This window comes from Kocuria sp. SM24M-10, assembly GCF_001027955.1.
In the GTDB taxonomy this organism is placed as follows: Bacteria; Actinomycetota; Actinomycetes; order Actinomycetales; family Micrococcaceae; genus Kocuria; species Kocuria oceani.
Genome location: NZ_LDNX01000125.1, coordinates 69,108 through 82,107, shown reverse-complemented (window position 1 = coordinate 82,107; position 13,000 = coordinate 69,108). Strand labels below are relative to the sequence as shown.

Below are 13,000 nucleotides of genomic sequence, written 5' to 3'. Positions count from 1 at the left end.
GAGCACCAGCTCATGAACCCCGCGGCAGAAGCCGCATAACTCGATGTCCACGAAACGGGGTCAACCCCACTTCACCTGCCCGAAGACTGGTTTACATATGGCGGATTGTCGGACACTCAGCTCTGGAATTTTTGGCCTCTGCTGGTGGGTCCGTGTGGTCGACCCGGCTCTGCCGGCGCGGTGATGCATGAGGTGAGACAGTGCTTGCGACAGGTACACCAATGGCCCCGGCAACCCGGTGCGAGGGTTACCGGGGCCGTAGGCGTGCTGCTCAGGCGGTGCGGGCGCGCCGTCGCAGCCAGAACGCGCCACCAGCAAGGGTCACGGTCAGGGCCAGGCCACCGGTCACCGCGGCGGCGCTGTCGCCGTCGGCGGTTTCCACGGCCACGCCGGTGTCGGCGCCGCCGACGGGGACCTGCTCGATCTGCGGTGCCTCCTCCAGACCAGTGCCATCGGGGCCGGCGATGATGCCGGTGTTCGGGGGCAGAGTGTCCCGGGCCAGCTCACGCTGCTCCACGATCTCGGCCACCGTCGCGGCGTCGTAGGCGTAAGCCTCGCTCTCACACGCCACGCCGTCGGCGTCGGTGTCCAGAGCGGGGTGGTACGCCGGGCTGCCCTGGGGGATGTTGTACACCCCTGCGGCGAAGGCTGCATCACAGACGGGGAAGATGGGTCCGTAAACGTCGGCCGACGCCGGGGCAGCACTGAGGGCTGAAAATCCGACGGCGGTGATCAGTGCGGCACTTGCTGCGCTTTTTCGCATCTGTTTGTCGCTTTCTGAGAGGTATTTGTCTTTGCAACGTATCCAGCCGACATCCTTGAGTCAACATCCTTGAGTCAACCCCGTCAGCGACACAAACCTGATCTGTTCCAGTCTTGTTGATTTCAGGAGTTCATTGGGCCGAGGCGAAACCTATGCACGGCGCGGCGGCCGCCCCGTTCCCGTCCATGGCACCGGGGACCACGCCGTGGACCCCGTCCCCGGAGCAGAGCCTCCGGTCGCGCCTCGGTGCCCCCGCCTTCCCGCAGGGAACTGCTGATGCTCCGTTGCACTGCGGGGACTGCGGCGTTGCACATGAAGTTGCTCATCGCGCCGGGGTGAGTCTCCGCCCGGGCATGATGTAGTGACCTTGGGAGGTGCGTTGAGGTTGGCCCTCCCGTGCGCGGAGGGTCAGAGCACCTCTGCCCCGAGCACGATGAGGCCAGCCAAGATGCCAGCACATCCCAGGACGCCGATGGGACCGGCGGTGAAGGCAGGTTCTGCTCGGTACTGCGGATGATCCGGCGGAGGAGCCTGGCGCCGTGAGGCGTAGAGACCCGCAAGTGACTTCCGGCAGAGCAGGAGGACCACGCCGGTGATCACCATGGCAGCACCCAAGACAAGGCTCGGCCACCCCACTAGAACATCTCCCGCGGCAGGAACAGACCCATCAAGATGATCACGACCCCCAGGACGACGGCGCCGACCCCGGGAGTGAGCAGCGCCGAAGAGCCGGTGCGATCTGCGAAGATCTGACCGACTCGCCGGCCGAACAGCACGCTTTGGGCCTCGATGATGACTGAGATCAGCGTTTTGCGGAACCTGATGACCACAATGCCGAAGACGATCATCACGGGGCCCATGATCAGGGCCGGCCAGAAGATGTCCTCCACTGCACACCTCCTGTAGAACTTTCCGCTTTGTCTCGGCTCAAGCCCAGAACTATCAGGCCCTGCGCGCACGGAGAAGGCGCACTTGTGCTGGCGTGCAGGCAAACGCACGTCGAGGCCGCGCCCATGGTTGCTGTGGCGCACCCTTGCTGGCCTTCGAGGGGGCGCTACAGAGCGTGCAGGTACCGGCGGGTGTATCGCTGCTGCAGGCGATGGTTGATCGGCGCCAGGGCGCGGGACCACCACGTGCCCGGCCGGGAGAAGGCGGTGATGGTGAACACGACGTTGTCGTCCTCCCGCCATTCGACGCAGAACCTCTCCTCGCCCTGCTCCGGGTGGCCCTGCAGGGTCCCGTAGGCGAAGCCCCGCCGGCGCTCTTCGTCGACGACGTAGACCACCTGGCAGCCGAAGGAGATTCGCAGCAGGTGCCGGCTCAGGCGCAGGCTGACACGGCTGTCCTGCTCGACGCGGGGTGTGGTGGCCTCGACGGTCAGGCCGGCCGCTCGGTGCATCTGCCAGCTCATCAATTGATCGGCGGCGCGGTGGAACGTCGACTCCCCGTGGCCGATGACCCGGTGGACCCTCAGATGGTCGTATCCGTCGGGCAGCTGCCCAGCGGTGGCGCCGATCTCCGGGTAGGTCAGCGGGCGGTCGAGCAGAGTCATAGCGCTCACTATGCCAAGGCGGCGCTTTACATATGGCCCGGTTAGCGGCCGGTCCTCCATGTCGGCCGTTGGGCGTCTGGCATCCATGTGCTCCACGGATTTCCGTCTCAACGGTGGAGCGTGCCTTCAGAAAAGGTCTTCGTCAGTGCTTTTCTGGGGTGGCTGGGGGTGGGTGCTGGAAGATGCGGTTCTCGTCGGTGGAGAACATTCTCCGTTCGCCGGTTCCCAGTTCTCGGGCCCACACCACGTGGAGGAGTGGCATGGTCTCCTCGACGAGTCCGCGGTAGTAGAGGTCACCGACAAGGTGGACGTCGATGCGATCACCTGCCTGCAGCACGGTGCAGTCCTCCACGAGGACTGGGACTGGGCCGGGGACGGGGTCGGGGCTGGTCATGGTAGCGGTGCCTTTCGTCGGCGCCTATGGGCTGGGGTGCGGCCTCGGGGTGGTCAGCCGGGACGCGGTGAGCACATGCCGGGTGGTCGTCCCGATCTGGTGCGCTCAGTGGTGCGGTGTCGACGCGGGGTGTTCTCGGCCTGGAACGCGTATGGGTCCCCCACGGCGGAGGCCGGTCGCGGCCGGCTGGAGCCGGAGGTTTTGGAGGTGTCCGTCAGCAGTCGGGCAGGGTGGGTCTGGGATGGCTCGTTCGGGCGGTCCCGTGCTGGTGGCACCGTTCGGTGGGCGGCGGTCAAGAGTCCTGGGTGGTGCGGGAGTCTGGGGGCCGCTCTTTAGCGGTGATCGCTGAGTTCGAAGAACCAGATGATGTGGTGGCGCAGGGCTTCGGCGGCGTCTGCGCCTCGGCGCTGCTGGAAGGCCTCCAGGATGTTCTTGTGCTGTTCCTGGAGGGTGTGGCGTACCTGCGGCCAGTCCGTCAGGCCGGCGACGGTCTCCTGGACGTAGCCGATGGTGGCCTGGCGCAGCGAGGCCATGATGGTCTCGACCACCACGTTGCCGGCCAGGGAGGCGAGCAGGATGTGGAACTGCGCGTCGTGAGCGTGGAAGCGCTCGTCCGGCAGGTCCGGGTCGTCCATGGCGGCCACCAGTTCGGTGGCCTGGTCAAGTATCGCGGTGCGCTCGGGGGTGTCCGGGGCGGTGGCGGCTTCGTGGGCGGACTGGGTTTCGAGCAGCAGCCGGGTCTGCACCAGATCGCCGATGCGCAGGGACCGGTTGGCCACGTGCATCCGCAGCGCCCAGCCGAGGGCGGCCGAGGGGTCCGAGATGACGATCGCCCCGGCGTTGGGCCCGGACCCGGTGGAGGAGCGGACCAGGCCCATGGCGTCGAGGACCCGGAATGCTTCGCGGACCGAGGCGCGGGAAATCCCGAACTCTTCGGCCAGGTGGCGCTCTGCGGGCAGTCTGTCGCCCGCCGAGATCTCGCCCGAGCGCAGTCGTTCTTCGAGCCAGTCGAGGACGAGGGTGTAGGTGCGTGTGGGCGCGGGCACGAGGGGCTCCTGGAAGGTAGATGGGGAACCAAACCATTCTAGAGAGACCCCGGGGGCTGCACCCGACCGGATCAGTCGGGTGCAGCCCCCGGGGTGCAGCAGGCGTGGGGCCGGCGCCGGTCATGAGCCCGGCCCCATGTGCCGGGCTCAAACCCGGAGTTCGTTCTTGGTGGGGGCGTCCTGGCGCCACAGTCGGGCGGCGATAAGGGCCAGTCCGGCGATGAGGGCCACCAGCATGATGGTGCCCAGGTTCAGGCCCACCCCGTGGATGAACAGGTAGGCGATCGCGCCGCCGGCGAGGCAGTAGTAGGTGGTGACGATGATGGTCTTGCGCAGCAGATCACCTTCACGCCCGAGCAGGCCCACGGTGGCCGAGGCGGCCACGATGTTGTGGATCGCGATCGGGTTGCCACCGGCCCCGCCCACGGCCTGGGCGGCCACGACGAGTTCGGGACGGTCCAGACCGATCGCGGCGCCGGTGGAGAACTGGAACTGGGAGAACGTCAGGTTGGACACGGTGTTGGACCCGGCCACGAAGGCACCCAGCGCGCCGATCCAGGGGGCGATCACGGGCCAGGAGCTGCCCGAGATCGCGGCGGCGCCCTCGGCGAGGGTGACCGGCATGCTGGAGAGCCCGGACTCGTTGAGGGCCGGGCCGGACTGGATGAGGACCCGGACCAGGGGCACAGCGAAGAGCAGGGCGGCGGCGGTGCCGGCGAGCTGGCCGGCGGAGATCTTGAGGGTCTGGGCGATCTCGCGGGAGTTCATCCGGTGCAGCAGGTAGGCGAAGGCCGAGGCGAGGATCAGCACGAACCCGGGAAGGTAGAAGGGCTGGACGGTGGTGGTGATCTCGGTGCCCAGGATGTTCTCGAAGGGGATCGCCAGACCGGTCAGCCTTTCCTTCAGCGGGGCGATGACACGGGTGGCCACCAGCAGCCCCGCCATCAGGGCGTAGGGGGCCCAGGCGCGGACCGTGCTCATGTGCGTGGAGACGTCGGTGGCCTCGGCCGGTTCGATGGTGCCCATCCAGCGGGTGGGCCAGTCGGCGCGGGGGCCGAACTGGAAGGTGTCCTTGGGCATGAGGAAGCCGCGGCTGGAGGTGTACATCACCAGCACCATGCCGAGGAGCCCGCCGAACATGGAGGGGAACTCGGGGCCGAGGAAGCGGGCCACCAGCACGTAGGGGACGGTCATGGCCAAGGAGGCGTACACGGCGAAGGGCCACACGGCCAGCCCGTCGCGGAAGCGCCGCTCGGGGCCGAAGAACCCGGTGAGCAGGGTGACGAGAATCAGCGGGATGAGGATGCCCACGATCGCGTGGATGGCCGCGGTGTAGAAGCCGATCGAGTTGATGAACTCGGGCATGGTCACACCCAGGACCTCGACGCGCTGAGCGACCGCGGGGTCCCCGCCCAGGCCGTTGGCGACCCCGACGAGGATGGGGGTGCCGACCGCCCCGAAGCTGACCGGGGTGGACTGGACGATGAGGCCGATCATGACGGCGGCCATCGCGGGGAAGCCCATGGCCAGCAGCAGCGGGGCCACCACCGCGGCGGTGGTGCCGAAGCCAGAGACGCCCTCGATGAACGAGCCGAAGAGCCAGCCGATGATGATGGCCTGGATCCGCCGGTCGGCGGAGATGTTGTTGAATCCGGCGCGGATGGTGGCCATGGCCCCGCCCACGGTGAGGGTGGAGAGCAGCAGCAGGGCGCCGAAGACGATGTAGAGCATGGTGATGGCCACGATGAGGCCTTCGACGGTGGCGGCCAGCACCCCGGTGAAGCTCATCTGCCACACCACCAGAGCCACGATGACGGCGGCGAAGTAGCCCACCGGCATCGCGAACTTCGCCGGCCAGCGGAACCCGGCCAACAGCACACCCACCAACAGCAGGGGCAGCAGAGCCAACAGGCTCAGAACAGCGAGATTGTCCATGGACAGATCCTTTCTGGGCCCTGCCCCGCAGGATCACGGGTGACGGGGCGGGCCGGGTGCGTGGTACGGGCTGGGTCAAAGTTTCCGGGACGCGACGCGCAGCTCGTGCCGGCCCCAGTGGCCTCGATGCGCCTTTTGATGAGTTCCGGAAAAGCAGCACAGACCTTGGTGTCTGTCGGGTGGCCGGTCGGGTTCCCCGCACCCCAGTGCGAGAAGAACCAGACATGCCATCACCGTATGGTCGGACCACAATGGTCTGACCACGAAGAGTACATGACCCAGGTCACACCACCAACCCTTCGGCGCAATGTTTTCGCCGCCTGCCGCCCTGGTTGTGTGGTGCGGCTCATAGTCCTACTATGGTCAGACCACAGGTGGTGCGGTGTTCTCGCATCGACCCTTTTTCTTCTTCTTTCGTCCTTGTTCTCCTGTCCCCCGGAGGTCCCATGAGAATCGCCCTGTTCGCCACGTGCATCGTGGACGCGATGTATCCGCGGGTCGCGCTGGCCACCGTGCGGGTGCTCGAGCGGCTCGGCCACGAGGTGGTGTTCCCGCCCGGCCAGGGCTGCTGCTCCCAGATGCACGTCAACAGCGGCTACTTCGACGACGCCCTGCCCGTGGTCCGCAACCACGTGAAGGCCTTCACCGCCGCGGACTACGACGTGGCCGTGGCACCCTCCGGCTCCTGCGTCGCCTCCCTGGGCCACCAGCAGCCCATGATCGCCCGCGCCGGCGGGGACGAGGAGCTGGCGGTGGCCGCCGCGGCCGTCGCCGGGAACACCTACGAGCTCTCGCAGCTGCTGACCGACGTGCTCGGCGTGCGCGACGCGGCCGCGCAGCTCGGCTCCTGGTTCCCGCACCGGGTGACCTACCACCCGTCCTGCCACGGGATGCGGCTGCTGCGCCTGGGCGACCGGCAGAAGGACCTGGTCGCCTCGGTCGGCGGTCTCGACCTCGTCGAGCTGCCCGACGCCGAGGAGTGCTGCGGCTTCGGCGGGACCTTCTCCTTCAAGAACCCGGACGTCTCCGCCGCGATGGCCGAGGAGAAGATCGACAACATCGTCTCCACCGGGGCCGAGCTGTGCACCGGGGGGGACGCCTCCTGCCTGATGCACCTGGGCGGGGCCATGGCCCGCCGGGACTCGGGGCCGGGCACCGTCCACTTCGCCGAGATCCTCGCGTCCACCCGCGAGAACCCGCTGGAGGTCTCCGGACCGGTCGAGCTGTCGATCCCGAAGAGCAGGGGGCGGGGTGGGTGCACGTCGGCGCGTTCCTCGGCCGCGGGTCCTGCGAGTCCGGCTTCCTCGTCCGTTTCGTCCCACACCACCGGAGGCGCCCGATGACCCGTCGTATTGCACTGGGGATGCCTGCTGTGCGTCCCGTCCACGGGCAGGGGAATCTGCACGCGTCCACCGCGTTCCCCGCCGCGGCGAAGGCCGAGATGGGCAACACGCAGATGCGCGCCAACATCCGCCACGCCACCCACACGATCCGCGGCAAGCGCGCCGCGGTGGCCGGGGAGCTCCCCGACTGGGAGGAGCTGCGCTCGGCCGGCTCCGCGCTCAAGGAGCAGGTCATGGCGGACCTGCCGCACCTGCTCGAGGAGTTCGAGGCCAACTTCACGGCCCGCGGCGGCACCGTGCACTGGGCGCGGGACGCGGAGGAGGCCAACCGGATCGTCACCGAGCTCGTGCAGGCCACCGGGTCCACCGACGTCATCAAGATCAAGTCCATGGCCACCCAGGAGATCGGCCTCGAGGCCCACCTCGAGGAGCACGGGATCACCGCCACGGAGACCGACCTCGCCGAACTGATCGTCCAGCTCGCCCACGACAAGCCCTCGCACATCCTGGTCCCGGCCATCCACCGCAATCGTGATGAGGTGCGGGAGATCTTCCGGAAGGGGATGCCGGAGACGGATGATTCCTTGACCAGTGAGCCGCGCGACCTCGCCGAGGCCGCCCGCACCCACCTGCGGGAGAAGTTCCTCTCCACCTCCGTGGCGGTCTCCGGGGCGAACTTCGGCGTGGCCTCCACCGGGACGCTGACGGTGGTGGAGTCCGAGGGCAACGGGCGGATGTGCCTGACCCTGCCCGAGACCCTGATCACCGTGATGGGCATCGAGAAGATCGTGCCCACCTTCCAGGACCTCGAGGTGTTCCTGCAGCTGCTCCCGCGCTCCTCCACGGGGGAGCGGATGAACCCCTACACCTCGATGTGGACCGGCGTGACCCCGGGGGACGGCCCCCAGAACGTGCACGTGGTGCTCCTGGACAACGGCCGCACCGCGGTGCTCGACGACCCCGCCGGGCGCTCGGCGCTGCACTGCATCCGCTGCTCGGCCTGCCTCAACGTCTGCCCCGTCTACGAGCAGGCCGGCGGTCACGCCTACGGCTCCACCTACCCGGGGCCCATCGGGGCGATCCTCTCCCCGCAGCTGACCGGCATCACCTCCGAGGAGAACGCCTCCCTGCCCTACGCCTCCTCGCTGTGCGGGGCCTGCTACGACGTGTGCCCGGTGAAGATCAACATCCCGGAAATCCTCGTGCACCTGCGCGACGAGGACGTGCGCAGCAAGCCCACCCCCCGGGTGCCCTCCCAGATGGATTTGATGATGAAGGGCGCTTCGGTGGTGATGTCCTCGGGCACCCGGATGGGGTTGGCCGAGAAGGGTCTGCCGTTGGGGAGGGCGGTGGCGGGCAAGGATCGGGCGATCTCCTGGTTGCCCGGGATCGCCGGGGGCTGGACCGATGAGCGCGACATCCCCGCCCCGCCGAAGGAGTCTTTCCGCCATTGGTGGGCCAAGCACGCCGAGGAGACCCAGGAACGGGTGGCCGCCGACGGCGGCCCGGCCACCGGCCCGGATGCGGGCAGTACCGCACCGGATGGGGCCGAGACCGACACCGAAGACGACGGGGGAGCACGATGAGCGAGGCAAAGACCGAGATCCTCAACCGGATCCGTGGGGCGCTGCACGACGCGCCTACCCCTGCACCGGCGCAGCGCACCTATCGCCGCGTCTCGGAGCGTGCGGCTGAGGAGGTCGTCGAGATGCTCGTGGACCGGCTGGTCGACTACAAGGCCGCGGTGCACCACGAGACCCCCGCGTCCCTGCCGGGGCGGATCGCCCAGCTGCTGGGGGTCTCCGCCCGGTATGTAGTCCCGGCCGGTCTGGACACCGCCTGGTTGCCGGAGGACACCGCCGCCCGCCGGGTGCTGGTGGATCCCAATGACGCCCGCGACGCCTCGGCCCTGGGGGTGCGGGAGCTCAACGCCGTGGACGCGGTGGTGACGTCCTCGACCGTCTCCTGCGCGGAGACCGGCACGATCTTCCTCACCGGCCGTCCCGAGGAGGGCCGGCGGGCGATCAGCCTGGTCCCCGACCACCACATCTGCGTGGTGCCGGTTGAGACGGTGGTGGAGCTGATCCCCGAGGCCCTCGCCCTGGTGGAGCCCACGGCCCCGGTCACCATGATCTCCGGGCCCTCGGCGACCTCGGACATCGAGCTCGAACGCGTCGAAGGCGTGCACGGGCCCCGGACGCTCGACGTGATCCTGCTCGGCTGACAGGCCCGGACGGCGCGTGAACCGCAGCACGCGCAGACGCACCGTCGCGGATCCGCTCGGCACCCCGGCCCCATCGCGGCCCCGAGGGCCCGGGTCTGCCCTGCCCGGGCACGGCGGCCCCTGCCGTGCCCGGCCGTTTCTCCTTCGCAGTTGACCTTGTCAGAAATTCACAACACAGCACCCGGGCCTCCAATGGAGCGCCCAGGTGCGGAACGGGTGTCAATGTTCTCCAAGATCCTGGTCGCCAACCGCGGCGAGATCGCGATCCGCGCTTTCCGGGCCGCCTACGAGCTGGGCGCCAAGACGGTGGCGGTTTTCCCGTACGAGGACCGCAACTCGATCCACCGGCAGAAGGCCGATGAGGCCTACCAGATCGGGGAGGAGGGTCACCCGGTGCGGGCCTACCTCGACGTGGCGGAGATCATCCGGGTGGCCAAGGAGTCCGGGGCGGACGCGATCTACCCCGGCTACGGGTTCCTGTCGGAGAACCCGGACCTGGCCCGCGCGGCGGCCGCGGAGGGCATCACCTTCGTCGGCCCACGGGCCGAGATCCTGGAATTGGCCGGGAACAAGGTGGAGGCGCTCAAGGCCGCCCAGCGGGCCGGGATCCCCACCCTGGAATCCTCCGCCCCCTCCTCGGAGGTGGACTACCTGCTCGGGGAGGCCGAGCGGATCGGCTTCCCCGTGTTCGTGAAGGCCGTGGCCGGCGGCGGGGGACGCGGCATGCGCCGGGTGGAGACCTCTGAGGCGCTGCCCGAAGCCCTGGCGGCGGCGATGCGCGAGGCCGACACCGCCTTCGGGGACCCCACCATGTTCGTCGAACAAGCCGTGCTGCGGCCTCGGCACATCGAGGTGCAGATCCTCGCCGACAACGAGGGCGGGATGGTGCACCTGTTTGAACGCGACTGCTCCGTCCAGCGCCGGCACCAGAAGGTGATCGAGATCGCCCCGGCCCCGAACCTCGACGAGGGCATCCGTCAGGCCCTGCACGCCGACGCCGTGAAGTTCGCCAGAGAGCTGGGCTACGTCAATGCCGGGACCGTGGAGTTCCTCGTGGACACGGCCGGGGAGCGGGCCGGTCAGCACGTGTTCATCGAGATGAATCCGCGGATCCAGGTCGAACATACCGTCACCGAGGAGATCACCGATGTGGATCTGGTCGCCTCGCAGCTGCGCATCGCCTCGGGGGAGACCCTGGCGGACCTGGGCATCGCCCAGGAGTCGCTGACGGTCCGGGGCGCGGCGCTGCAGTGCCGGATCACCACCGAGGACCCGGCCAACGGGTTCCGCCCCGACGTCGGGAAGATCTCCGCCTACCGCTCCGCCGGCGGCGCCGGAGTGCGCCTGGACAGCGGCACCGTCTACGCCGGGGCGGAGATCTCCCCCCACTTCGACTCCATGCTGGTCAAACTCATCTGTCGCGGCCGCGACTACGCCACCGCCGTGCACCGCTCCCAGCGCGCCCTGGCCGAGTTCCGGATCCGCGGGGTGGCCACCAACATCCAGTTCCTCCAGGCCGTGCTGGCCGACCCGCAGTTCCTCGCCGGAGAGGTCGCCACCGACTTCATCGAATCCCGCCCCGAACTGCTCGAAGGCAAGATCTCCGGGGACCGGGCCACCAAGGCGCTGACCTGGCTGGCCGAGGTCACCGTCAATCAGCCCCACGGCCCCCGGGTGGAAGGTATCGACCCGCGTACCAAGCTCCCCCACTACCCGGGGGACAAGCAGGACGAGCCATTGCGCTCCCCCTTCGACGGGCCCTCGGCGCACACCCCGCCGGACGGGTGGCGGCAACGTCTCCAGGAGCTGGGCCCCGAAGGCTTCGCGGCCGCGCTGCGGGCCCAGACCGCGGTGGCGGTCACCGACACCACCTTCCGCGACGCCCACCAATCCCTGCTCGCCACCCGGGTCCGGACCCGGGACCTGCTGGCAGCCGCCCCGGCCTACGCGCACACCCTGCCGCAGCTGCTCTCGATCGAGGCCTGGGGCGGGGCGACCTACGACGTCGCGCTCCGGTTCCTCGGGGAGGACCCGTGGGAGCGGCTGCGGCTGCTTCGGGAGGCGATGCCGAACATCCCGATCCAGATGCTGCTGCGCGGGCGCAACACCGTGGGCTACACCCCGTACCCGACCGAGGTGACGGACGCGTTCGTGGCCGAGGCCGCGGCCACCGGGGTGGACATCTTCCGGATCTTCGACGCCCTCAACGACGTGGAGCAGATGGCACCGGCCATCGAGGCCGTGCGCAGGACGGGCACCGCGGTCGCCGAGGTCGCCCTGTGCTACACCGGGGACCTGCTGGACCCGGCCGAGGAGCTCTACACCCTGGACTACTACCTCGAGCTCGCCCAGCAGTGCGTCGACGCCGGCGCCCACGTGCTGGCGATCAAGGACATGGCCGGGCTCCTGCGCCCCGCCGCGGCGGCGAAGCTGGTGACGGCCCTGCGGGAGCGCTTCGACCTGCCCGTGCACCTGCACACCCACGACACCGCCGGCGGGCAGCTCGCCACGCTGATGGCCGCGATCGACGCGGGCGTGGACGCGGTGGACGTGGCCGAGGCCTCGATGGCCGGCACGACCTCCCAGGTGCCCGCCTCGGCGCTGATCGCGGCCCTGGCCCACACCGACCGGGACACCGGCATCCCCCTGGAGGCCGCGACCGCCCTGGAGCCCTACTGGGAGGTCATCCGCCGGATGTACGGCCCGTTCGAGTCCGGGCTCACCGCCCCGACCGGGCGCGTGTACCGGCACGAGATCCCCGGCGGGCAGCTGTCGAACCTGCGCCAGCAGGCCATCGCGCTGGGGCTGGGGGAGCGGTTCGAGGCGATCGAGGACATGTACACCGCCGCCAACGCGATCCTCGGCAGGCTGGTGAAGGTCACCCCCTCGTCGAAGGTCGTGGGCGACCTCGCCCTGCAGCTGGTGGGCATGGGCGTGGACCCGGCCGAGTTCGAGGCGAACCCGCAGAAGTTCGACATCCCGGACTCGGTGATCAGCTTCCTCGCCGGGGAGCTCGGCACTCCCCCCGGCGGGTGGCCCGAACCGTTCCGCTCCAAGGCTCTGGAGGGCCGCACCGTGCGTGTCGGGGTCACCGAGCTCAGCGAGGAGGACTCGACCGCGTTGGCCGCCGACTCCGCGACCCGGCGGGCCACGCTGAACCGGCTGCTGTTCCCCGGCCCGACCCGGGACTACGAGGCGGTCCGGGCCAGGTACGGCGACGTCACCGTGCTGCACACCCGGGACTTCCTCTACGGTCTGACCTCCGACCGGGAGCACGTGATCTCCCTCGGCAAGGGGGTGCGGCTGCTGGTGACCCTGCAGGCCATCTCGGAGCCGGACGACAAGGGCATGCGCACCGTGATGGTCACCCTCAACGGCCAGCCCCGGATGATCGAGGTCCGCGACGCCTCGATCACCTCCTCGGTGCCCGAGACCGAGAAGGCCGACCCCGCCGACCCCGGCCACGTGGCCGCCCCGTTCGCGGGGGCGGTGACCGTGACGGTGGCCGAGGGCGACACCGTGGAGGCCGGCGGGCAGGTGGCCACCATCGAAGCCATGAAGATGGAGGCCTCCATCACCGCCCCCACCGGCGGAACGGTCGCCCGGGTCGCACTGACCGGGGTCACCCAGGTCACCGGCGGCGACCTCCTTCTGGTACTGCGCTCCACCAACTGAACCTTTCACCGCCCCCGAACCACCCCGTCCCCTGCCCTGAGCCCCTGCCCCGGCAGGAGCCGATCGGC

At 69.3% G+C, this 13,000-nt stretch carries 10 protein-coding genes; 4 read left to right on the top strand and 6 right to left on the bottom strand.

Translation table 11 applies throughout. The annotated features are described in order from the left end of the window. Window positions 1-271: 271 nt before the first annotated feature. The 6 genes from ABL57_RS14840 to ABL57_RS14810 form a co-directional block, all read right to left on the bottom strand. A complete protein-coding gene (locus ABL57_RS14840) occupies window positions 272-763 on the bottom strand; it encodes an excalibur calcium-binding domain-containing protein (RefSeq protein WP_075872998.1) in 492 nt (163 codons plus the stop codon). A 635-nt stretch (window positions 764-1,398) separates the two neighbouring features. Beyond that, entirely contained in the window at window positions 1,399-1,653 is a 255-nt protein-coding gene (locus ABL57_RS14830; RefSeq protein ID WP_047804246.1) for a hypothetical protein, read from the bottom strand. A 164-nt stretch (window positions 1,654-1,817) separates the two neighbouring features. Further along, complete coding sequence (locus ABL57_RS14825) at window positions 1,818-2,315, bottom strand: DUF1990 family protein (protein WP_047804245.1); 498 nt, start codon at window positions 2,313-2,315, stop codon at window positions 1,818-1,820. A 142-nt stretch (window positions 2,316-2,457) separates the two neighbouring features. Further along, on the bottom strand, window positions 2,458-2,709 hold the full coding sequence (locus tag ABL57_RS14820) for a hypothetical protein (RefSeq protein WP_075870941.1): 252 nt from the start codon (window positions 2,707-2,709) through the stop codon (window positions 2,458-2,460). 332 nt (window positions 2,710-3,041) lie between these two features. After that, window positions 3,042-3,755 (bottom strand): FadR/GntR family transcriptional regulator, encoded by a 714-nt coding sequence (locus ABL57_RS14815; protein WP_047804243.1) that lies wholly within the window; start codon window positions 3,753-3,755, stop codon window positions 3,042-3,044. 147 nt (window positions 3,756-3,902) lie between these two features. Continuing rightward, window positions 3,903-5,690, bottom strand: coding sequence for an L-lactate permease (locus tag ABL57_RS14810; protein WP_047804242.1), 1,788 nt, complete (start codon window positions 5,688-5,690; stop codon window positions 3,903-3,905). A gap of 446 nt (window positions 5,691-6,136) precedes the next feature. On the opposite strand from ABL57_RS14810, the gene ABL57_RS14805 reads away from it, so the two are divergent. The 4 genes from ABL57_RS14805 (at window position 6,137) to ABL57_RS14790 (ending at window position 12,932) form a co-directional block, all read left to right on the top strand. Then, the gene (locus ABL57_RS14805) at window positions 6,137-7,033 is read left to right on the top strand and encodes a (Fe-S)-binding protein (RefSeq protein WP_047804241.1); all 897 of its coding nucleotides are present in this window, start codon (window positions 6,137-6,139) and stop codon (window positions 7,031-7,033) included. Continuing rightward, complete coding sequence (locus ABL57_RS14800) at window positions 7,030-8,619, top strand: lactate utilization protein B (RefSeq protein ID WP_047804240.1); 1,590 nt, start codon at window positions 7,030-7,032, stop codon at window positions 8,617-8,619. The genes ABL57_RS14805 and ABL57_RS14800 overlap by 4 nt, the downstream gene beginning before the upstream one ends. Next, window positions 8,616-9,257: an LUD domain-containing protein gene (locus ABL57_RS14795; protein ID WP_047804239.1), complete on the top strand. Its 642-nt coding sequence runs from the start codon at window positions 8,616-8,618 to the stop codon at window positions 9,255-9,257. The genes ABL57_RS14800 and ABL57_RS14795 overlap by 4 nt, the downstream gene beginning before the upstream one ends. 222 nt (window positions 9,258-9,479) lie before the next feature. Next, window positions 9,480-12,932 carry a pyruvate carboxylase gene (locus tag ABL57_RS14790; RefSeq protein WP_047804238.1) on the top strand — a complete coding sequence of 1,151 codons (3,453 nt, stop codon included), beginning with the start codon at window positions 9,480-9,482 and terminating at the stop codon, window positions 12,930-12,932. Window positions 12,933-13,000 lie beyond the last annotated feature (68 nt).